Source organism: Amycolatopsis cynarae (assembly GCF_026802195.1).
In the GTDB taxonomy this organism is placed as follows: Bacteria; Actinomycetota; Actinomycetes; order Mycobacteriales; family Pseudonocardiaceae; genus Amycolatopsis_E; species Amycolatopsis_E rhizosphaerae.
Window position 1 is genome coordinate 1067538 of the sequence record NZ_CP113836.1, and the last position, 21449, is coordinate 1088986.

Below are 21449 nucleotides of genomic sequence, written 5' to 3' on the forward strand. Positions count from 1 at the left end.
GCGGCGAACTCGTCGGGGCCGGCGTACTTGGCCATCAGAGCGAACCGGGCCGGTTCTTCTGCATCGCGGCAAAGTACGCCGAGGCTTTTACCAGGAACGCGTTGTCCTTCTCCAGCTCGGCCACCTGCCCGCGCAGGCGCAGCAACTCGGCCCGCTCGGCGGCCTCCAGGGGTTTGTCCCCGTGGACCTCGGCCGCGGTGATCCGGCGTCGTTCGTCTTTGACCCAGACACTCAACATGCCCGCGTCGATTCCCAGCTCGCGAGCGACCTCGGAGATCGTACGGCCGGAATCGATCACACGGTGAGCAGCCTCGACCTTGTACTCGGCCGTGTACGAACGGCGCTTGTGAGGAGGCATGAGGACATCCTTTCAACAGGACCACTGGTCCTGCTAACTCGGTGTCCACTACCCGGGGTGAACCTCACTCGTCAGTCGGTGTGGTCGGCCCGCGCGCGTTGGGCGGCCTCGCGCATTTCGATGACCTCCGTCAACCAGTCGCCGGTCTCGCGGGCGATCTCGCGGACCGCACCGGTGATGACGGCGGCGATCCTGCCGATATGGGTCGCCGCGGATTCGGTGAGCACCTGCACGGTGTCCTTCTCGCCTTCGAACCGACTCACCATGACGCCTCCCTGCCAGTCAATTGAGTGAACAACCGTGCACTCAATAGTGGGGTCCTTCCTTGGCGTTGGCAATGTGAACTGGCCTACATTGTGCACATACGTACACTGACTTGCGTGACAGTGGAACCGGAGACGCGCCACGAGCGCAAGGAACGGACCAGGCGCGCCCTGCTCGACGCCGCACTGAGCCTGCTGGCCGACCGTGGTTTCGCCACCCTCAGCCTGCGGGAGGTGACCAAGCGGGCGGGCATCGTGCCGACCGCGTTCTACCGGCATTTCGCCTCGATGGACGAACTCGGCGTCGCGCTGGTGGAGGAATCCACGAGCACGCTGCGGGCGATGCTCCGCTCCGCCCGCAGTGAACCGGGGAACTCCACCGACGCGATCCGGGCCTCGGTGCGCACCCTGCGTGAGCATGTCCGCGCGCACGAGGACCACTTCCGTTTCGTCACCCGGGAGCGTTACGCGGGCAGCGGAACGATCGGCCGGGCCATCGCTTTCGAGCTGAAACTGTTTTCCACCGAACTCGCGGTGGATCTCGCGCGATTCGACTGTCTGCGGGAATGGTCGGCCGAGGATCTGCACATGATCGCGGGCCTGATCGTGACCGCGATGCTGGCCACCGTGACCGAGCTGCTGGAGGCGCGCCGGCGCGACGAGGAAGCCGACGAGCTCGTCCTGCGCATCGCCGAAAAACGGCTCCGCCTCATCACACTGGCGGTGCCGAATTGGCGCTGAATCGGCGCAGTATGACTTGACGGGAGCGCCGCGGCGATCTTTGCTGGTAACGCCGGAGCTCCGGCTGTCCCCGCCGACGAGGAGGTTGCGCCGTGGTCGATAGCGAGCCGTTGTCGGTCGGCGTCGTGCGGGAATCGGCACCGGGGGAGCGCCGGGTCGCCCTGGTGCCGAAGGCGGTCGAGCGGCTGGTCAAGCGCGGCCTGCGGGTGGTGGTGGAACCCGGTGCGGGCGAGGGGGCGCTGATCGCGGACGCGGCCTTCGAAGCGGCGGGGGCGAGCCTCGGCAACGCCTGGTCCGCTCGCATCCTGCTCAAGGTCGCGCCGCCGAGCGCGGCCGAGACGGCGCGGCTTTCGCCGGGCACGATCCTGATCGGCTTCCTGAAGCCACTGTCCGATGTGGACGGGATAGCGGCGCTGGCCGGGGCCGGGGTGACCGCCTTCGCGATGGAGTCGATCCCGCGCATCACCCGAGCCCAGGCGATGGACGCGCTGTCCTCGCAGAGCAGCGTTGCCGGGTACCGCGCGGTGTTGCGCGCCGCCGAGACCCTGCCCCGGTTCTTCCCGATGCTCACCACGGCCGCGGGCACCGTCCCCCCGGCGAAGGTGCTGGTGCTCGGCGCGGGCGTGGCCGGACTGCAGGCGCTGGCCACGGCGAAACGCCTCGGTGCGCAGACCACCGGGTACGACGTGCGGCCCGAGGTCGCCGAGCAGGTCCGGTCGGTCGGCGCTCACTGGCTCGACCTCGGCATCGAGGCCGTGGGCGAAGGCGGCTATGCGCGCGAGCTCACCGAGGAGGAGCGGGCCGAGCAGCAGCGAAGGCTCACCGAGGCGATCACGAAGTTCGACGTGGTGATCACCACTGCCCTGGTGCCCGGCCGCAGGGCGCCGACCCTGGTGACGGCCGACGCGGTGCGCGGGATGCCCGCGGGGGGTGTGGTGGTCGACCTCGCGGGGGAGTCGGGTGGCAACTGTGAGCTGACCGAACCGGGCCGCGACATCGTCGCGCACGAGGTCACCATCTGCTCGCCGCTGAACCTGCCCGCGGAGATGCCGTGGCACGCCAGCGAACTCTACGCGCGCAACCTGACCGAACTGATCGAGTTGATGGTCGACTCCGAAGGCAGGCTCGCGCTCGATTTCTCCGACGAGGTCCTCGCCGCCGCCTGTGTCGCCGGCCAGGAGAAGGGAGAGGGCTGATGCTGGTGGCCAGCCTCGCGATCCTGGTACTGGCCGGGTTCGTGGGTTTCGCGGTGATTTCGAAGGTGCCCAACACGCTGCACACCCCGCTGATGTCGGGTACCAACGCCATTCACGGCATCGTGCTGCTCGGCGGGCTGATCGTGCTGGGCCTCGGCGCCGAGGGCGTGCTGAACAAGATCCTGCTGGTGATCGCGATCGCGTTCGGCACGATCAACATCGTCGGCGGGTTCCTGGTCACCGACCGGATGCTCGCGATGTTCAAGGGCAAGCAGAAGGATCGCGGGCGGGCCGCCGCCGGGCAGAAGGAATCCGAATGACTCCCCTCGTCGGCGTCCTCTACATCGTCGCCTTCTCCCTGTTCATCTACGGCCTGATGGGCCTGACCGGTCCGCGGACGGCGGTGCGGGGCAACGCGATCGCCGCCGTGGGCATGGTGATCGCCGTGGTGGCCACGCTGCTCATCCCCGGCATGGGCAACTGGCCGCTGATCGCGCTGGGTGTCGTGCTGGGCGCGCTGGTCGGTGTGCCCGCGGTGCGCAAGGTGAAGATGACCGCGATGCCCCAGATGGTGGCGCTGTTCAACGGGGTCGGTGGCGGCGCGGTGGCGTTGATCGCCTGGGTCGAATTCCGCACCACCGGCGGCTATCTCGTCGAGCCCGTCTACGTCGCGGTCGCTTCGCTGTTCGCGGCGCTCATCGGGTCCATTTCGTTCTGGGGTTCGCTGATCGCCTTCGGCAAGCTGCAGGAGATCCTGCCCGGGCGCCCGGTCACCCTGCGCGGCCTGCAGCAGCCGTTGAACATCGTTCTGCTGCTGGGTGCGGTCGGTTGTGGCGCCGCGGTCCTTTCCGGTGTCCGCATGGAAATCCTGATGATCGTGCTGCTGCTGGCCGCGGCCGCGCTCGGGGTGATGGTGGTGCTGCCCATCGGCGGGGCCGACATGCCGGTGGTGATCTCGCTGCTCAACGCGTTCACCGGGTTGTCCGCGGCGGCGATGGGCCTGGCGCTGGGCAACACGGCGCTGATCGTGGCCGGGATGATCGTCGGTGCCTCGGGTTCGATCCTGACGAATCTGATGGCCAAGGCGATGAACCGGTCGATCCCGGCGATCGTGGCCGGCGGTTTCGGCGGGGCCAAGGCGGTGATCGCCACGGCGAAGGAGACCCGCCCGGTGCGCAGCACCAGTTCGGCCGACACCGCGATCCAGCTGGCCTACGCGAGCAAGGTCGTGGTGGTGCCCGGTTACGGCATGGCGGTGGCACAGGCGCAGCACGCGGTGCGGGAGATGGCGCAGTTGCTGGAGGGCAAGGGGATCTCGGTGTCCTACGCGATTCACCCGGTGGCCGGGCGCATGCCGGGCCATATGAACGTGCTGCTGGCGGAGGCCGATGTGCCCTACGAACAGCTCAAGGAAATGGACGAGATCAATTCGGAGTTTCCGCAGACCGACGTGGCCCTGGTGATCGGGGCGAACGACGTGACCAATCCGGCGGCCCGCAGCGACCCCGGTTCACCGATCTACGGCATGCCGATCCTGGACGTCACGGCGAGTCGTTCGGTGATCGTGCTGAAACGTTCGATGAGTTCGGGATTCGCCGGTATCGACAACGAACTCTTCTACGATCCGAAGACCAGCATGCTCTTCGGCGACGCGAAGGCTTCGGTGCGCGAGATCGTGGAGGAACTCAAGGCCCTGTGAAGGTGCCGTGAGGGAATCCTCACGGCCACCGGGCCGGGGGCACTTCGGAGCCGAAGTGCCTTTCCGGGACTTGTCCTTACTGCTCTGCCGTGGTCGGTTCCTCCGCCGCGGAGAAGATGACGGGCGGCGCCTTGCGGGTGCGGCGCGGAGCCTTCTCCGTGGTTTCGGCCTTCGGCGCGGCCTTCGCCGGTTCGGCCTTGGCGACCGTCTTCGGCTCTGTCGTCGCAGCGGTCTTCGGAGCCGCCTTCGGAGCGGTCTTCACAGCGGTCTTCGGAGCCGCCTTCGTCGCCGCCTTCGTTGCCGTTTTCACGGTGCTCTTGGCCGTGCTCCTGGTCGCCGTGGCCTTCGCCGCCGTCTTGGGCGCGGCAGTCTTGGCCGCAGTCTTGGGCTCCGCCGTCTTGGCCGCCGTCTTGGTGGTGCTCGCCTTGGCGGCGGTCTTCGCGGCGGGCTTCGCCGTGGTCTTGGTGGCGGCCTTGGCGGCCGTCTTGGGCGCGGCCTTCGCGGTGGCGGGCTTGGCCGTGGCGGTCTTCTTCGCCGTGGCGGTGGCCTTCGCCGCTGCCTTCGGTGCTGCCTTGGGAGCTGGCTTCACCGCCGCTGCCTTGGGTGCCGCCTTCGGTGCCGTCTTGGGGGCGGCCTTGGCCGTTTTCGCTTTGCTCGCCGCGGTTTTCGCGGTGGCGGCCGCGGCGGGCTTCGCCGTGGCGGCGGTTTTCGCCGCGGCACGCCTGGTCGTGGTGGCGGACTTCGCCTTCTCGGTGCTCGCGGCGGCGGCCTTGGCGGTGCCCTTCGCGGCCGTACGGGAAGCCGGGCGGCGCTTCGGCGGCGCGAGCCGGCGCGGAGGCCGCTTGCGCCCACCGGTCCGGCGGCCGTGCTGGACGTAGCGGGCAAGGATCTGCCGCAGGCTTTCCGCGTTCTCATCGGAAAGATCGATGTCGTAGTCGACACCGTCCAGGCTGAACCGGACCTGCTCCTGGGCCGGTTCGCCGTTCAGGTCGTCCAGCGAGTGGACTGCGGTGTTCTTGGCCACCGAAACCTCCAGTGCTCGAATGCTGCGGGTGAGAATACCTCGCCGCCTTGCGTCGCGTTCCCTCGTGGTGCGCGCTGTGGGCATGGGTGAACAGACTTACGACGTCGTGGTGATCGGCGCCGGACCGGTGGGGGAGAATGCGGCCGAAAGGACCGCTCGCGGCGGGTTGAAAACGGTGCTGGTGGACCACGAGCGTTTCGGCGGAGAATGCTCCTACTGGGCCTGCATTCCCAGCAAAGCCTTGCTGCGGCCGGGAAACCTGCTCGCCGCGGCCCGGCGCATGCCCGGTGTCCCGGTGTCCGGTGCACTGGTTCCGGAAGAGGTGTTCCGCCGCCGTGACTGGTTCACGAGCAAGGGTGACGACACCGGGCAGGTCGAATGGGCCCGTGGTGCCGGTATCGAAACCGTGCTGGGGCACGCGCGGATCACCGGTGAGCGAAAGGTCACTGTGGACGATGACCGGGTGCTGCTGGCGCGGCACGCGGTCATCGTGTGCACCGGCAGTGTGCCCAGGACACCGGACATTCCGGGACTGACCGGGGCGCCGATCTGGACTTCGCGCGACGCGACGTCCGCGAGTGAGGTGCCCGGTCGCCTTGCCGTGCTGGGCGGCGGAGTCGTCGGCGTCGAGATGGCGCAGGCGTGGGCGAGGCTGGGCGCCCAGGTCGATCTGATCATGACCGGTCCGCGTCCCCTGCCGCGTTATGCCGGATTCGTCGGCGACCTCGTGGCCGACGGGCTTCGGGAGGACGGTGTGCGGATTCACGCCGACAGCGGGCTGTCCGGGATCTCGCAAGTGGACACCGCGGCGCGGTTGCGGCTGAGGGGCGGCGGGGAGCTCACCGTGGACCGGCTGCTGATCGCGACCGGGCGCCGTCCCGCCACCGACGGTCTCGGGCTGGAGGCGGCCGGCGTGACCCCCGGTGGGCCGCTCGTCGTGGACGACACCGGCCAGGTGTCCGATGTAGACGGTGGCTGGCTGTACGCGGCCGGTGACGTGACCGGCCGGGCGTTGCTGACCCACCAGGGCAAGTACGCGGCCCGCGCGACGGGCGAGGCCGTCGCGGCGAAGGCCGCCGGGAACCCGGTGGACCGGCGGCCGTGGAGCGCCCATACCAGCACCGCCGATCACCACGCCGTGCCGCAGGTGGTGTTCACCGACCCCGAGGTCGCCTCGGTCGGCGTTCCCGGTCCGGTGGCATGCCGTGCCCGCCTTCCCGACGATCAGCGAGGTCTGGTTGCGGCTGCTGGAGGCCTACGGTCTCTGAGACCGGGGTTCAGGGGATCCGGAGAGTGGTCGCGGCCCGCGCGGCGCGGACCAGCGCGGGGTCGGTGGTGGTGGACGGCTGGTCGAACCAGCCGGCCAGCACCAGGCGCACGGTGGTGCCGTCGTCGGCGCTGAGGTAAGCGGCACTTTCGAAATGCGGGGTGCGCGGCCACTTCCGGGTTTCCACGGCCAGGTCGGTCACGCTACCTCCCCCGGGGTTGTCCGCGACCTTCTTGAACTCCGTGGCGGCCACGGTGTCGGCGAACGTGATCTCCGCGACGGACACCGCGGCAGGCCTGCCGTCGACGGTCGCTTCGAAGCTGCCGCGCTTCATCGACACGCATCCGGTGCGCTGCAGGCTCGCCTGCACGTCACCGACCGCATGTGCGGCGCAGCGCGGGTCCGAGGCGGAATCACGGGCGAGGAAGGGGATTCCGTCGACGAACTGCGGTGCCGGTGCGGTCGAGGTGGCCGTGCTCTGCTTTCCGGTGCCGCCACCGCTGGTGGTGGCGAGCACGATCGCGGTGACCAGCAGCACCGAGAGCAGGCCGATCGCGGCCCACGGGAGCCAGCGGACGGTGCGGAGGTCGGTCGGGGAGTTGCGGCCGGGGACCCCGGGCCCGTCGACGATCTTGGGCACCGGTGCGGTGACCTCGATCGGGGCGGGCCGAGGCGGCTGGGGCGGCGGAACCGGCGGTTTCGGCGGCGCGGCCGGTGGTTTCGGGGCCGAGGGCGGCCGGGACGCCGGTTTCGGCGGTGGGAGTTTCTCGGTGACCGGGGACAACGGGTCCTCCGCGGCGAACCCTTCGGCGACCAGTTCCTCTTCGGAGAGCGCCGGGGCGTCCGGGGCGAGCATCCGGATGAGCCTGCGCGCCTGGGCGGCCGGACAGGGACGCGGCGCCGAAGCCAGGGAGACCGTGGCGGCGAGCATGCTCGTGGCGCTCGGGTGCAGTACCCGCACGGCACCCGCGAGGTCGGCGGGCGGCTGGTCGACGGTGTCCACGAACGGGCCGATCGCCAGGACGGTGCCCACCGGCATGCCCTCCGGCAGGGCCGGCCGCAGCGCCTTGCCGATCGATTCCGCATGGGCCAGCTTGGCGGCGGCGGGGTTGGGCGCCCGATCCGGGGCAGGCACCGCCCAGCCGTCGGCCTTCCACGGGGCGTCGAGCGGGGCTTCGAGCCGGAGCGCCGGGCCGGGCAGGTCGATGCCGAGCACGAGCAGCACCCCGCGGGGCAGCACGACCGCGGCGTCCACGGGTCTGCCCGATGGCAGCGGGCGGGCGCCGATCAGCGCCACGCCCCCGGAGACGGTCTCGCCGCGGCCGAGTGAGGTCAGCGCCGCCCGGATGTCGTCGGCGACCCGGGACGGCTGTGGCGCCAGACGAACGAGTCGCACCTGTCTCTCCCCGAAGCGGTGGTGTGCTGGGTGCTCACGGTAGCGCGCGGTAGTTGTCCATGCGGCCAACAGTGTGAAAATCACCTGCCCTTCCCGCGAGGCGGAACGATCGGGTGACGGCGATCACTCACCGAAGTGCTACTGGTTAGTAGGTTCGTTCGTCCCCGATCCCCAGGAGAGCCGATGCGACGGCGCGTCCCCAGGCGGCGGAGATCACTCGCGATCACCGCCGCCCTCGTGCTTCCCCTGCTCGTTCCCGTTCCGGCCGCGGTGGCCGACGAGCAGGCCCCGGTGTCCGCGAGCCTGGCCGGACTGCTGGCCGCGGTCGCGGACACGGTGCCGATGACCACCCTGGTCCACGCCACGGACGTGGCCACCGCCGAGCATGCCGTGCGGCAGGCCGGGCTGGCCGAGATCACCCGGTTCACGAGGATCGGCGTGGTCGCCGCCAGCGGCACGGCCGGGCAGGTCCGCGCGCTCCGGCGGCAGCCCGGCGTGACCTACGTGGAGCACGACGATCCGCTGGTCGCCTTCGGCGACACCGGCACCACCGCCACCCGCAGCGCCGAGGCCCGCACCACGCTCACCGGGGCGAACGGTGCGGCGCTGGACGGCAGCGGGGTGTCCGTCGCGATCATCGACACCGGGGTCGACCCGAACCATCCGGCGTTCCGGTCCGGCGGCACCACCCGCGTGGTCCGCAACCTCAAGAGCGCCTGCACCTCGGGCACGGCGGCCTCGTGCATCCTGGACGTGCCCACCACGCTGGACACCGACACCACCTCCCTCGGGGGGCACGGCACCCACGTCACCGGGATCGCCGCAGGCGCCGCGCTGACCCTGCCGGACGGCACCAGGGTCGGCGGCTCCGCGCCGGGGGCCAGGATCGTGGCGATCTCGACCGGGCTGGCCATCCTCCTGCTCGGCACCGACGCGGCACTGAACTGGGTGCTGGAAAACCACGACGCGCCCTGTGGCGCCGGGGTGCCCGCCTCGGTCTGCCCGCCCATCAAGGTGATCAACAACTCCTACGGGCCCAGCGGTGGCGGCGCCTTCGACCCGAATTCGGCGACCGTCCAGCTGCAGCGGGCGCTGGCGGCCGAAGGCGTGGTCACCGTCTGGGCCAACGGCAACGACGGCGGCGACGGCAGCAAGAACCTGTCCAACCCGCCGGGGCAGGACCCGACGCCCGGGATCATCTCGGTGGCCTCCTACAACGACCAGGGCACCGGTACGCGCGACGGTGCGGTGTCGGCGTACTCCTCCCGCGGGCTCGCGAGCGACCCGGCCACCTGGCCCGACGTGTCCGCCCCCGGGGAGAACATCCTGTCCTCCTGCCGTCCCTACCTGATCGTCTGTGCCCAGGGGCTCCAGCCCGAGAACGGTCCCGGGCCGCTCGACCTCGGCACCTACAACGTGATCAGCGGGACCTCCATGGCCGCCCCGCAGATCACCGGAATCGTGGCGCAGCTGTTTCAGGCCGACCCGTCCGCCACTCCGGCCCAGATCGAAAGCGCTCTCAAGGCCACCGCTCACCGGTACTCCGACGGCGCCGCGTACCAGCAGGCGGGACCGTATCCGTCCAGCTACGACAAGGGAACCGGGCTGGCCGACACGGTGGCCGCCGCCCGGTACCTGACCTCCGGCGGCTGAGCACGGCAAGGTCTCCCGCGTACCGCGACCGCGCGGGAGACCTTGCCGTGGAACGAGTTGCGGGCCTCGATGTTCGTGTGGCCAAATGGGTGATCACAGTGCAGAATGTGCTAAGCCGCGTCACGAGTGAAGCAACCGAGACTCGCGAGGTCGTAGGGGAAGACGCCCCTCGTCGAGTAGCGGAGGTCAGCAGTGAGCACCCGTGGCAACACCCGTGGCGTGGTGTACGTCCACTCGTCGCCGTCTGCGGTATGCCCGCACGTCGAGTGGGCGATCTCGGGCACCCTGGGTGCCCGGGTCGATCTACAGTGGACGGCGCAGCCCGCCGCGCCCGGCCAGTTGCGGGCCGAATGCAACTGGAGCGCGCCCGCCGGCACCGGCGGCAAGCTCGCCGCCGGGCTGAAGGCGTGGCCCATGCTGCGCTTCGAGGTCACCGAGGAGCCCAGTGCCGGGGTCGACGGTGAACGGTTCTGCTACGTGCCCGGTCTTGGCCTGTGGCACGGCCGGATCAGTGCCAACGGCGACATCGTGGTCGGTGAGGACCAGCTGCGTGCCCTGGTACGCCAGGCCCGTGCCGGGGAAGCGTTCGCCCACCGCGTCGACGAACTGCTCGCCGCGAACTGGGACGAGGCGCTGGAACCCTTCCGGCATGCCGGCGACGGCGCCCCCGTCACCTGGCTGCACCGCGTGGGGTGACCGGGAGTGCCTTCGGTGAGGGCACGACCGGGTCATGAATGGTGACACGGCGGGCGGGCCGCTAACGCCGACCACTACCCTGCCGATGTGTCAGCTGTGCCAGCGCCTTGGACCCCGCAACGGTGGCTGCTGCCCACCGGGATCGTGGTCGTCTCGTTGATGGTGGGTGGCGGCCTGTTGGCGCGGGAGTTTTACCACCAGCCCGATCCGCAGCCGCAGTCGGTGCTCGCCCCGCCCAGCACCACCGTGCGCCCACCCGGACAGCAGCCGGGCCCGGGCACCGTCGAACTGACCCGGGACGCGGCCCTGCACCCGTACCACGACGAGGTTCGGCGGCTGCTCCAGACCTATTTCGATGCGATCAACGGTCGCGACTACGACCGCTGGAAGCAGACCGTCACCAGCGAGCGCGTCCGGAACAAGCCCCGCGCCACCTGGCTCAAGGACTTCGAGTCGTCCAAGGACGGCAGCATCCTGGTCTACCGGATCGACCTGGCTTCGGAGCACGACCTGCGGGTCCTGGTCGGGTTCACCAGCACGCAGCAGCCGCAGCAGGCGCCCCTGGAACTGCCGGGCGCTACCTGCGTGCAGTGGAAGCTGGTCCTGCCCGTCACCCAGGAGGGCGGCGACTGGAAGGTCGACACGCTCCCCGGCTACGCCAGCATCGACGCCACCGCCTGCTGAGCCGGAGGAGGGGCTGGGGCGAGCCGTAGGGACCCTTCACGGCCAACGCCGAGCCGGTGCCGGAACCCTGGCAAAAAGGGCAGCAAACAGGGCCGTGAGGGGTTCCCTCACGGCCCTATCGGGGTGAAGCGTCAGGCGGCGGTGAACACCAGGGCCGTGTTGTGGCCGCCGAACCCGAACGAGTTGCTGATCGCGGCGGTCAACTCGGCCTTCCGCGGTTCCCCGGCCACCACGTCGAGGTCGACCTTCGGGTCGAGGTTCTCGAGGTTCAGGGTGGCGGGCACGATGCCGTGGTAGACCGAGAGCAACGTCGCGATGCCCTCGACCGCGCCGGCCCCGCCCACGAGGTGGCCGAGCGCGCCCTTCGGCGCGGTCACCAAGGGGTGGCTGCCGATCGCCTTGCGGATCGCGTTGGCCTCGCCGACGTCGCCCACCACCGTGGAGGTGGCGTGCGCGTTGACGTGACCGATGTCGTCCGCGGTCAGCCCGGCCATCCGGATCGCGTTGGTCATCGCCGCGATCTGGCCGACGCCCTCCGGGTGGTTGCCGGTGATGTGGTAGGCGTCGGAGGTGATCCCGTATCCGGCGAGCCTGCCGTAGATCCGCGCGCCGCGGGCCTTGGCCCGGTCGGCGCGCTCCAGGATGACCACGCCCGCGCCCTCGCCGAGCACGAACCCGTCCCGCGCGGCGTCGAACGGCCGGGAGGCGAGTTCGGGCTCGTCGTTGCGGGTGGACACGGTACGGGCCTGGGCGAAACCGGCGATGGTGATCGGGTGGATGCAGGCTTCCGCCCCACCGGCGACCACCACGTCGGCCCGGCCGTTCTGGATCATCTGGTAGGCGTTGGCGATGCCCTCCGCGCCGGAGGCACACGCCGAGGCGGGTGAGTGCACTCCGGCACGGGCCCTCAGGTCGATGCCGACGTGCGCGGCGGGACCGTTGGGCATCAGCATCGGCACGGTCAGCGGCGACACCTTGCGGATGCCGTACTCCTCCAGCAGGTCGTCCTGGTTCAGCAGGGTCACCGGACCCCCGATCCCGGTGCCGATGGACACGCCGAGCCGCTCGGGCTCGACGTCGCTGTGCTCGTCCGTCGGCTCCGAGAAACCGGCATCCGCCCACGCCTGCCGTGCCGCGATCAGGGCGACCTGCTCGCAGCGGTCCAGCCTGCGGGCCTGCACCCGCGGGAGCTTCTCCGTCGGATCCTCGGCGAGCGTGGCGCCGATCTTCACCGGCAGATCGAATTTCTCGACCCAGTCGGCCTCGATGCGGCGGATGCCGCTGCGGCCGGCGAGCAGGCCGTCCCAGGTGGACGCGACGTCCCCGCCGAGCGGCGTGGTGGCGCCCAGCCCGGTGATGACGACGTCGATGTTGCCCATATGAGTCTCCCCGAGGTCTCGTTCAGAGAATGACGTTGTTCGTTACTTGGCGTTCGCCGCGACGTAGTCCACGGCGTCGCCGACGGTCTTCAGGTTGGCCAGCTCGTCGTCGGGGATCTTGACCCCGAACCTGTCCTCGGCCTGCACCGCGATCTCCACCATCGACAGCGAGTCGATGTCCAGGTCGTCCACGAACGACTTCTCGGAGCTCACGTCGTCCTTGGCGACACCGGCGACCTCTTCGACGATTTCCGCGAGGCCGGCGAGGATCTCTTCTTTGTCCGCCACTGTTGGTTCCCTTTCTGGTTACGGGTTTGATCACCCCGGCGGGCCGGTGCCCGCCGGGGTAAGTGGTATCACGGGCAGATGATGACCTGACCGGCGTAGGACAGTCCCGCGCCGAAACCGACCATCAGCACCACGTCCCCACTGTGGACGGTGCCTGCCTTGCGCATGTGGTCGAGCGCCATCGGGATGGACGCGGACGAGGTGTTGCCCGAGTACTTGATGTCGTCGGCGACCACCATGTCCTCGCGGGCGCCCTTGGCGCGCAGGCGCTTGGCGATCGCGTCGACGATCCGCAGGTTCGCCTGGTGCGGGATGAGGACGTCCACATCGGACGGCTGCACCCCGGCCAGCTCCAGCGCGCGCAACGCGACCGGCGCGATCTGGGTGGTCGCCCACCGGAAGACCGACTGGCCCTCCTGGTAGATGTAGCGGTGGTCCCGCATGTAGATCATGTCGACGAGGTCGCCGGCGCTGCCCCAGGCCACCGGCCCGATGCCGGGCTCCTCCGACGGGCCGACCACCATGGCGCCCGCGCCGTCGGCGAAGATGATCGCGTTCGCCCGGTCGTAGGGGTCGACCACGTCGGTGAGCTTCTCGGCGCCGATCACCAGCACCTTGCCCGCGGAACCGGAGCGGATCAGGTCCGAGGCCACGCCCAGCCCATAGCAGAACCCGGCGCAGGCGGCGTTGAGGTCGAAGGCACCGGGCGCCTTGATCCCGATCCGGTCGGCCACCTGGGCCGCGGCGTTCGGGATCGGCGCGGGCAGCGTGCAGTTCGGCACGATCACGGTGTCCACTTCGGAGGGATCGACCCCGGCGTCGGCGAGCGCGTTCGTGCCCGCCTTCACCGCCATGTCGACGAGCAGTTCGTCCTTGTCGGCGAACCGGCGCTCGATGATGCCGACCCGGTCGCGGATCCACTGGTCGTCGGTGTCCATGATCTTGGACAGGTCGTCGTTGGTGACCACGCGGTCGGGCTGGGTGCTGCCCACCCCCAGTACCCGCGTCGCGGCTGGTCCCTGCTTGAGCCGCAGTACCGGCGTCACTCGGCCTCCTTCGTGACGGCGGCCAGCTCGGCCGGGGTCTTCAGTGCGATCGTGGTGGTGACGATGCCCTTCAGCTGGCGCTTGACCAGACCGGTCAGCGTGCCCGCCGGGGGGAGTTCGACGGTGGTGGTGACGCCGAGCGCGACCAGCCCGTCCATGGTCAGGTCCCAGCGCACCGGCCTGGTCACCTGCTCGACCAGGCGGTCCAGGTACTCGGCGCCACTGGTGACGACCTTGCCATCGGCATTGGACAGCAGCGGGCGCACCGGGGCGGCCGGGGTGATGGACGCGGCGTGCCGCCGCAGCGCCTCCTCGGCGGGCGCCATGTACGAGGTGTGGAAGGCGCCCGCGACCTTGAGCCGGCGCACCTTGGTGCCTTCCAGCGGTTCGGCGACGATCCGTTCGATGGCGTCGGTGGCCCCGGAAGCGACGATCTGGCCCGCACCGTTGCGGTTCGCGGCGGTCAGCCCGTGCCCGGCCAGCCAGTCCACGACCTGCTCCGGCTCGCCCAGCATCACCGCGGCCATGCTCGTCGGCTCCAGCGCGCACGCCTTGGCCATCTCCGCCCCGCGCACCGCGGCGAGGGTGACGGCGTCCTCGGCGGACAGCACACCGGCGATCGCGGCGGCGGCCAGCTCCCCGACGGAGTGCCCGGCCACGGGCGCGTCCTGGGGAACGGCCTGGCGCGCCTGGATCTCCTCGTAGGCGAGCAGGGACAGCGCGACGATCAGCGGCTGGGTGATCGCGGTGTCCTGGATGGTCTCGGCGTCGGCTTCGGTGCCGAGCCCGATCAGGTCGAGTCCGGCCCGCTCCGACCAGCGCTCGAGCTTCTCACGGGTGCCGTCGAGCTCGAGCCAGGGAGTGAACATGCCGGGAGCCTGAGAGCCCTGTCCGGGGGCGAGCAGTGCTGTCACGTGTCCAGGGAACACGGCACCTCGTCGTCACCGGGATGTCGCCGCTCACCAAGTCCTTGCGGCGAATTTGTAGCCCCCCTCCAAAAATGGCGGCGGGAACCACAACACCGGCGGTGCACGCTTGTAAGGTTCGGGCAGTCCGCGGCGTGAATCTGCTCACGATCACGGGCTCACCACAGGCCGCGGGCGCGGGCGAGCCTGCCGACCGTCAGCGCGACCCGCAGCACCAGGGCGTCCCGCGAATCGGTGGGATTGCGGCCGGTGAGTTCAGTGGCGCGGCGCAGCCGGTAGCGGACCGTGTTGGGGTGCACGAACAGGGTCTTCGCACAGGTTTCCAGCACCCCGCCGGATTCGAGGTAGGCCTCGACGGTCTGCAGCACCGTCGTCCCGGCGGCTTCGAGCGGCTGGGCGATCTCCTCGATGAGCAGCCGTTCGGCCTCGGCATCGCCGGACAGGGCCCGCTCGGGCAGCAGTTCGACCGACCGCACCGGCCGGGGCGCCGCGGGCCAGCCGACCACCGCGCGCAGCCCTGACAGCGCTTCGGAGGCGCTGCGGTGGGCCTCGGCGAGGCTGGGCACCGTCGGGCCGGCGACCACGGGGCCGTCCCCGAAGGCGACGGCCAGCTTGCCCAGTGCCTGTTCCTCCCGCACGGTGCCCTCGTCGAGCGGGCCGCCCGCGACCACGATCAGGCGGGAGCCCTGCACGCTGAGCAGGACCGGGCGGCTCAGCCGCGCGGCGAGCCGGCGCACCTCGAACACCACGGTCGGCGGGTCGTCGGACGAGGGCGCGCCGACCAGCACCGTCGCCGCGGAGGCCGGATCCCAGCCCAGCGCGGCCGCGCGGGAAAGCACGGCCTCCTCGGCGTCGCCGCGGACGATCCCGTCCACCACGAGCGCTTCCAGGCGGGCGTCCCACGCGCCGCGCGCCTCGGCGGCCGCCGCGTAGGAGTTGGCGGTGGCGAAGGCGATCTCGCGCCCGTATCGCAGGATGCCCTCGATCAGCGCGGCCTGCTCGGCCTCGTTGGCGGCGAAGGCGGGCAGTTCGTGCTCGAACACCTCGATCGCCATCCGCACCAGGCCCACGGCCTGCCGCAGCCCGATCCAGCGGGAGAGGTCCTGCGGTGCGCTGCGGAAGGCCTCGGTGGTCAGCTTGAGGGCCTCGTGCGAGTCCCGGAGCCAGTCCACGAAGCCCGCGGCACCGGTCTGGGTGATCATCAGCACACTGGCCCGCTGGTCGGCGGGCAGGCGGCTGAACCAGGGCAGGCGCCGTTCCATCGCCGCCACACTCGCGGAAGCCAGCCTGCCCGACGCGCGCTCCAACCGCCGCAGCGTCTTGGCGGACAGCCCGTGGTGCTTGGTCGCGGGCCGATGGTTCGTCTGGGTCATGGTGACCCGATCGTAGGCTTGTTCGCTCCCGGCGCCCCCGCGTGCGTCCCACCTTCGGCGGCCCGTGTTCCATGCCCGGCGGCGTGAGCTCCCCGTTCGGCGGGATGAAGTGCCCGTGCGGGCGAAAACCGGCGAGCGGTGTGAGTAATTTTCACATCTTGGCGGGCATGAGATGCGAGGCCGCCCAGCGCGTTGCGGTTCTCGCTGCGCTGGGCGGCCTCATCTCCCCGGTCCCCACCGGTAGGTCCACTATGGACCTTGTGGATCTTTTTCCGCTACCCGTCCTACCGTGTCTCACCCAATCGTGCGGTGGGTTGCGGTGGGGTGGCCCCCCGGCGCACCGAGGGTGAGGGAATCACCGGGCGTCCCGGCCGGTTGATCACGACGTGGATTACTTGCTGCACCACGGGCTGACGGTATTCGGCCAGCACATCTCCTTCGCGGAGCTGGCCGGGCAGTTGTTCGCGCTCGCGGTGGTGTTCCTCGCCGAACGCCGGACGCTGTGGACCTGGCCCGTGCAGGTCGGGGCGACCGTGCTGCTGTTCGCGGTGTACGTCTCGGCACACCTGGGCGGGCTGGCGGCACGCCAGATCGCGATCCTGGTGATCTCCCTGTACGGCTGGTGGGCTTGGATGCGGCGCAAGGACCCGGTGTACGGCGTGGTCGTGCGGCGCGGCAGCCTCACCGAACGCCTGGTGATGACCGGGGCGTTCGCGGTCGGCACCGTCGCCATGGCGCTGCTGCTCGCCGCGCTCGACGCCTCGTGGGCGCCGTGGCCGGACGCCGCGATCTTCGTCGGCACCCTGGTCGCCTTCGCCGCACAGGGGCTCGGCCTGGTCGAGTTCTGGCTGGTCTGGCTCGTGGTGGACGCGATCGGCGTGCCGCTGCAGATCGCCTCGGGCCTGTACTTCTCCGCCACGGTCTACCTGGTGTTCGCCGCGCTGGTCATCCACGGGTGGTGGAGCTGGAACCGCTCCGCCCAGCGCACCCGCGTGACCGCCCCCGCCGTCCCCGCGGACTGACCGGCCCCCGGCCGGGCCCCGGTTGGTCCGCGCCGGTGCGGGGCCGGGGTCAGCGCAGGGTGGCGTGGGTGGGCCGCAGGGCCGAGATCGTGCGGACCCCCAGCAGCTGCATGGTCCGGACGATTTCCGCGCGCAGGATGTCCACACACCGCTGGACGCCCCGCTCACCGCCCGCCATCAGTCCGTACAGGTAGGCCCGGCCGATCAGGCAGGTGGTCGCGCCCTGCGCGATCGCGGCCACGATGTCGCCACCGGAGAGGATGCCGGTGTCGAGCCACACCTCCGCCGCGCCGTCCACCGCGTCGAGCGTGGGTCGCAGCAGTTCCAGCGGGGTCGGGGCGCGGTCGAGCTGCCGTCCCCCGTGGTTGGACAGGACCACCGCGTCGGCGCCGTACTTGACGACGTCGCGGGCGTCGTCGGGGTTCTGGATGCCCTTGACCACGAGCTTGCCCGGCCAGCTTTCCCGCACCCAGGCCAGATCGTCGAAGCTCAGCGTCGGATCGAACAGCGTGTTGATCAGTTCGGCGACCGTTCCGGGCCAGCCGTCCAGCGAGGCGAACGCCAGCGGCTCGGTGGTGAGCAGGTTGAACCACCACGACGGGTGCATCGCGCCGTCGACGAAGGTCCGCAGCGTCAGCGTGGGCGGAATGGTCAGGCCATTGCGCACGTCACGCAGGCGGGCCCCGCCCACCGGGGTGTCCACGGTGAGCAGCAGCGTGTCGTAGCCGGCCTCGATGGCCCGCGCCATGAGCTCCTCGCCTGCCCCGTGGTCGCGCCACACGTAGAGCTGGAACCACTTCCTGGCCTCGGGTGCCGCCTTGGCCACCTCCTCGATGGAGGTGGTGCCCATGGTGGAAAGTGCGTAGGGGATGTTCTCTCGCTGCGCCACGCGGGCGACCGCGCGCTCGCCTTCGTGATGCATCATCCGGGTGAACCCGGTGGGCGCGAACGCGAACGGCAGTGCCGAGCGCCGCCCCAGCACGGACACGCCGGTGTCCACGTCGGCCACGCCGCGCAGCACGTTCGGCCGGAACTCCACGGACCGGAACGCCTGCCGGGCGCGGCGGAGGCTGTCTTCGAGTTCGGCGGCGCCGTCGGTGTAGTCGAACACCGCGCGCGGCGCACGACGGCGCGCGAGCATGCGCAGGTCCGCGATGGTGTGGGCGTTGGCGAGCCGCCGCTCGACCGGGTTCAGCCGGACGGGCTTGGGGCGCAGGATCTGCCGGAGTTCGGCGGGCCGGGGCAGCCGCCTCTGGGACAACGGGAGCAAGGGGCACTTCCTCTGGGGACGGGGCCGGCCGCGCTGGAGCAAGGGATGTTTACTACGGCTGAGCCGTAGTAAACATCCCTTGCTCCGGGCCGGGTCGGCGGGTGATCGTCAGGCGTTGCCCGAGTCGGACAGCTGCGGTCCGGCCGCCGACACGTCGTTGATGCGGTACTTCCGCGCCGCCTCCACCACCTTCGCCTGCTCGACCTCGCCGCGGCCGGCCAGCGCCGCCAGCGTGGCCACCGTGATCGACTCGGCGTCGACCAGGAAGTGCCGCCGCGCGGCCGGGCGGGTGTCGGAGAAACCGAACCCGTCGGTGCCGAGGGTGACCATCTCGGTGGGGACCCACGGACGGATCAGGTCGGGCACCGCCCGCATCCAGTCCGAGGCCGCCACGACCGGGCCGGGAACGCCGCTCAGCGCCTGCGTCACGTACGGCACGCGCGGCGGATCGGCCGGGTGCAGCAGGTTGTCCCGGTCCACCTCGACCGCTTCGCGGCGCAGCTCGGACCACGACGTGGCCGACCACACCGCGGCCCGCACGCCCCAGTCCTCGGCCAGCATCCGCTGGGCCTTGAGCGCGTCGGGCATGGTCACGCCGGAGACCAGGATCTGCGCCTGCGGACCGTCCCCGGCGGGCGCCTCGGCGTAGCGGTACAGGCCGCGCAGCAGCCCGTCCACGTCGAGGTTCTCCGGCTCGGCCGGCTGCTGGTACGGCTCGTTGTACACGGTGAGGTAGTAGAAGACGTCGTCACCGTTGCCGTCCGGGCCGCCCTCGCCGTACATGCGCCGCAGGCCGTCCCGCACGATGTGGGCGATCTCGAACGACCACGCCGGGTCGTAGGCGACCGCCGCCGGGTTGGTGTGCGCGAGCAGCAGCGAGTGCCCGTCGGCGTGCTGGAGCCCTTCACCGGTCAGCGTGGTGCGGCCCGCGGTGGCGCCGAGCACGAACCCGCGCGCCATCTGGTCGGCCGCCGCGTACAGCCCGTCGCCGGTGCGCTGGAACCCGAACATCGAGTAGAAGATGTAGATCGGGATCATCGGCTCGCCATGCGTGGCGTAGGACGTGCCGACGGCGGTGAACGAGGCGGTGGACCCGGCCTCGTTGATGCCCTCGTGCAGCAGCTGGCCGTGCTCGGACTCCTTGTACGCCAGCATCAGGTTCGCGTCGACCGAGGTGTAGGTCTGCCCGTGCGGGTTGTAGATCTTGGCCGTGGGGAACATCGAGTCGAGGCCGAAGGTGCGCGCCTCGTCCGGGATGATCGGCACGATCCGCTGCCCGATCTCGGCGTCCTTGGCCAGCTCGCGGACCAGCCGGACGAACGCCATGGTGGTGGCGACCTCCTGCTTGCCCGAGCCCTTGCGGACCGCCTCGTAGACCTTGTCACCGGGCAGCACCAGTGGCTTGGCCCGGCTCGCGCGGCGCTCCGGCAGGAACCCGCCCAGCGCCCGGCGGCGGCCGATCATGTACTCGATCTCGGGCGAGTTCCGGCCCGGGTGGTAGTACGGCGGCACCTTCGGGTTGCGCTCGAGCTCGGCATCGCTGATCGGGATGCGCTGGACGTCCCGGAACAGTTTCAGATCGTCGAGGGTGAGCTTCTTCATCTGGTGCGTGGCGTTGCGGCCCTCGAACGCCGGGCCGAGGCCGTAGCCCTTGATGGTGTGGGCCAGGATCACGGTCGGCTGGCCGTGGTGCTCCATCGCCGCCTTGTACGCCGCGTACACCTTGCGGTAGTCGTGGCCACCGCGCTTGAGGTTCCAGATCTCGGCGTCGCTGAGGTCCTTGACCAGGGCCTTCGTGCGCGGGTCACGGCCGAAGAAGTGCTCGCGGACGTAGGCGCCGTCGTTGGCCTTGTAGGTCTGGTAGTCGCCGTCCGGCGTCTGGTTCATCAGGTTGACCAGCGCGCCGTCGCGGTCGCCGTGGAGCAGCGCGTCCCACTCGCGGCCCCAGATGACCTTGATGACGTTCCAGCCCGCGCCGCGGAAGTACGCCTCCAGCTCCTGGATGATCTTACCGTTGCCGCGGACCGGCCCGTCCAGCCGCTGCAGGTTGCAGTTGATCACAAAGGTCAGGTTGTCCAGGCCTTCGCCCGCGGCGACGTGGATCAGGCCGCGCGACTCGGGCTCGTCCATCTCGCCGTCGCCGAGGAACGCCCAGACGTGCTGGTCGCTGGTGTCCTTGATGCCCCGGTCGTGCAGGTAGCGGTTGAACCGGGCCTGGTAGATGGCGTTCATCGGGCCGAGGCCCATGGAGACCGTGGGGTACTCCCAGAAGTCCGCCATCAGCCGCGGGTGCGGGTACGAGGGCAGCCCGCCGCCCGCGCCGGCGTGCGAGAGCTCCTGCCGGAACCCGTCGAGCTGGGACTCGGTGAGCCTGCCCTCCAGGAAGGCGCGGGCGTAGATACCCGGGGAGGCGTGCCCCTGGATGTACAGCTGGTCGCCGCCGCCGGAGTGGTCCTTGCCGCGGAAGAAGTGGTTGAACCCCACCTCGTAGAGCGCGGCCGAAGACGCGTAGGTCGAGATGTGCCCGCCCACGCCGACGCCGGGCCGCTGGGCGCGGTGCACCATGATCGCCGCGTTCCAGCGGATGTAGGCCCGGTAGCGGCGTTCGATCTCTTCGTCACCGGGGAACCAGGGTTCGTTCTCGGTGGGGATGGTGTTGACGTAGTCCGTCGCGGTCAGCGGCGGGACGCCGATGTTGCGTTCACGAGCACGTTCCAGGATCCGCAGCATCAGGTAGCGCGCCCGCTGCTGTCCGCCGCGGGCGAGCGCCTCGTCGAAGGAGTCGAGCCACTCGGCGGTCTCCTCCGGGTCGATGTCGGGCAGGTACGCAGCCATCCCGTCTCGGATGACGCGAACCCGCGCCGGCGCCTGCCGGGCAGCGGTGCCCGGACGTGCGGCCTGGTCGTTCTGGGGGGCCAAGGGATCTCCTCGCCGTTGTCACTTCGCAGTGTCGAATACCCGCCCGCCGGGTGGGTACTCCGCTGCCATCGTCGTCCTTTTCAGCACTTTCGTCATCGCTACTCGGCGGTAACGTTTGTCCACGTCACAGCCGCAATCCGCGACCGCTTCGCGCGCGTGCGCGCGCGAGGCAAGCACCACACTAAGCCAGATGCCCTCGCGTGGGCTCGGGCGCGGGGTGATTTCGGTCGCGTTGAGCCCCCCGGGAGG

19 protein-coding genes and 1 pseudogene are annotated in these 21449 nt (G+C 70.5%); 9 read left to right on the top strand and 11 right to left on the bottom strand.

The annotated features are described in order from the left end of the window. Positions 1–34 precede the first annotated feature (34 nt). Together ORV05_RS05210 and ORV05_RS05215 are read right to left on the bottom strand one after the other, a co-directional pair. Complete coding sequence (locus ORV05_RS05210) at positions 35–358, bottom strand: transposase (protein WP_268757317.1); 324 nt, start codon at positions 356–358, stop codon at positions 35–37. Positions 359–429: 71 nt separating this feature from the next. Next, a complete protein-coding gene (locus tag ORV05_RS05215) occupies positions 430–624 on the bottom strand; it encodes a hypothetical protein (protein WP_268757318.1) in 195 nt (64 codons plus the stop codon). Between the two features lie 114 nt (positions 625–738). Between ORV05_RS05215 and ORV05_RS05220 the strand changes: the two genes are divergently transcribed. The 4 genes from ORV05_RS05220 (at position 739) to ORV05_RS05235 (ending at position 4257) form a co-directional block, all read left to right on the top strand. Continuing rightward, the gene (locus tag ORV05_RS05220; RefSeq protein WP_268757319.1) at positions 739–1362 is read left to right on the top strand and encodes a TetR family transcriptional regulator; all 624 of its coding nucleotides are present in this window, start codon (positions 739–741) and stop codon (positions 1360–1362) included. Between the two features lie 92 nt (positions 1363–1454). Further along, the gene (locus ORV05_RS05225) at positions 1455–2558 is read left to right on the top strand and encodes a Re/Si-specific NAD(P)(+) transhydrogenase subunit alpha (protein ID WP_268757320.1); all 1104 of its coding nucleotides are present in this window, start codon (positions 1455–1457) and stop codon (positions 2556–2558) included. Next, positions 2558–2878 carry an NAD(P) transhydrogenase subunit alpha gene (locus ORV05_RS05230; RefSeq protein ID WP_268757321.1) on the top strand — a complete coding sequence of 107 codons (321 nt, stop codon included), beginning with the start codon at positions 2558–2560 and terminating at the stop codon, positions 2876–2878. The genes ORV05_RS05225 and ORV05_RS05230 overlap by 1 nt, the downstream gene beginning before the upstream one ends. Then, positions 2875–4257 carry an NAD(P)(+) transhydrogenase (Re/Si-specific) subunit beta gene (locus ORV05_RS05235; RefSeq protein ID WP_268757322.1) on the top strand — a complete coding sequence of 461 codons (1383 nt, stop codon included), beginning with the start codon at positions 2875–2877 and terminating at the stop codon, positions 4255–4257. The genes ORV05_RS05230 and ORV05_RS05235 overlap by 4 nt, the downstream gene beginning before the upstream one ends. A gap of 76 nt (positions 4258–4333) precedes the next feature. Here the strand turns inward: ORV05_RS05235 and ORV05_RS36430 are convergent, their stop codons facing one another. Further along, complete coding sequence (locus ORV05_RS36430; protein ID WP_268757323.1) at positions 4334–5281, bottom strand: histone-like nucleoid-structuring protein Lsr2; 948 nt, start codon at positions 5279–5281, stop codon at positions 4334–4336. 82 nt (positions 5282–5363) lie between these two features. On the opposite strand from ORV05_RS36430, the pseudogene ORV05_RS05245 reads away from it, so the two are divergent. Next, a pseudogene (locus ORV05_RS05245) lies at positions 5364–6549 on the top strand (dihydrolipoyl dehydrogenase family protein). Positions 6550–6558: 9 nt separating this feature from the next. Here ORV05_RS05245 and ORV05_RS05250 read toward each other — a convergent pair. Further along, on the bottom strand, positions 6559–7944 hold the full coding sequence (locus ORV05_RS05250; protein WP_268757324.1) for a hypothetical protein: 1386 nt from the start codon (positions 7942–7944) through the stop codon (positions 6559–6561). A 183-nt stretch (positions 7945–8127) separates the two neighbouring features. Between ORV05_RS05250 and ORV05_RS05255 the strand changes: the two genes are divergently transcribed. The 3 genes from ORV05_RS05255 (at position 8128) to ORV05_RS05265 (ending at position 10977) form a co-directional block, all read left to right on the top strand. Beyond that, positions 8128–9597: a S8 family serine peptidase gene (locus tag ORV05_RS05255; RefSeq protein WP_268757325.1), complete on the top strand. Its 1470-nt coding sequence runs from the start codon at positions 8128–8130 to the stop codon at positions 9595–9597. Between the two features lie 192 nt (positions 9598–9789). Then, positions 9790–10293, top strand: a complete 504-nt coding sequence (locus ORV05_RS05260; RefSeq protein ID WP_144593248.1) for a DUF3145 domain-containing protein — start codon at positions 9790–9792, stop codon at positions 10291–10293. Between the two features lie 87 nt (positions 10294–10380). Beyond that, positions 10381–10977, top strand: a complete 597-nt coding sequence (locus ORV05_RS05265; RefSeq protein ID WP_268757326.1) for a hypothetical protein — start codon at positions 10381–10383, stop codon at positions 10975–10977. Between the two features lie 131 nt (positions 10978–11108). Here ORV05_RS05265 and ORV05_RS05270 read toward each other — a convergent pair whose 3' ends face one another. The 5 genes from ORV05_RS05270 to ORV05_RS05290 form a co-directional block, all read right to left on the bottom strand. After that, a complete protein-coding gene (locus tag ORV05_RS05270) occupies positions 11109–12356 on the bottom strand; it encodes a beta-ketoacyl-[acyl-carrier-protein] synthase family protein (protein WP_268757327.1) in 1248 nt (415 codons plus the stop codon). A 42-nt stretch (positions 12357–12398) separates the two neighbouring features. Continuing rightward, on the bottom strand, positions 12399–12644 hold the full coding sequence (locus tag ORV05_RS05275; protein ID WP_144592139.1) for an acyl carrier protein: 246 nt from the start codon (positions 12642–12644) through the stop codon (positions 12399–12401). 68 nt (positions 12645–12712) lie between these two features. Continuing rightward, positions 12713–13690, bottom strand: a complete 978-nt coding sequence (locus tag ORV05_RS05280; protein WP_268757328.1) for a beta-ketoacyl-ACP synthase III — start codon at positions 13688–13690, stop codon at positions 12713–12715. Next, on the bottom strand, positions 13687–14559 hold the full coding sequence (locus ORV05_RS05285) for an ACP S-malonyltransferase (protein ID WP_326938119.1): 873 nt from the start codon (positions 14557–14559) through the stop codon (positions 13687–13689). The genes ORV05_RS05280 and ORV05_RS05285 overlap by 4 nt, the downstream gene beginning before the upstream one ends. A gap of 215 nt (positions 14560–14774) precedes the next feature. After that, entirely contained in the window at positions 14775–15989 is a 1215-nt protein-coding gene (locus ORV05_RS05290) for a PucR family transcriptional regulator (protein ID WP_268757330.1), read from the bottom strand. A 386-nt stretch (positions 15990–16375) separates the two neighbouring features. On the opposite strand from ORV05_RS05290, the gene ORV05_RS05295 reads away from it, so the two are divergent. Beyond that, positions 16376–17011, top strand: coding sequence for a nicotinamide mononucleotide transporter family protein (locus ORV05_RS05295; protein ID WP_268757331.1), 636 nt, complete (start codon positions 16376–16378; stop codon positions 17009–17011). A gap of 49 nt (positions 17012–17060) precedes the next feature. Here the strand turns inward: ORV05_RS05295 and ORV05_RS05300 are convergent, their stop codons facing one another. Together ORV05_RS05300 and aceE are read right to left on the bottom strand one after the other, a co-directional pair. Further along, entirely contained in the window at positions 17061–18272 is a 1212-nt protein-coding gene (locus ORV05_RS05300; RefSeq protein WP_268759707.1) for an alpha-hydroxy acid oxidase, read from the bottom strand. 117 nt (positions 18273–18389) lie between these two features. Then, the gene (gene aceE, locus ORV05_RS05305; RefSeq protein WP_268757332.1) at positions 18390–21200 is read right to left on the bottom strand and encodes a pyruvate dehydrogenase (acetyl-transferring), homodimeric type; all 2811 of its coding nucleotides are present in this window, start codon (positions 21198–21200) and stop codon (positions 18390–18392) included. Between the last annotated feature and the right edge of the window lie 249 nt (positions 21201–21449).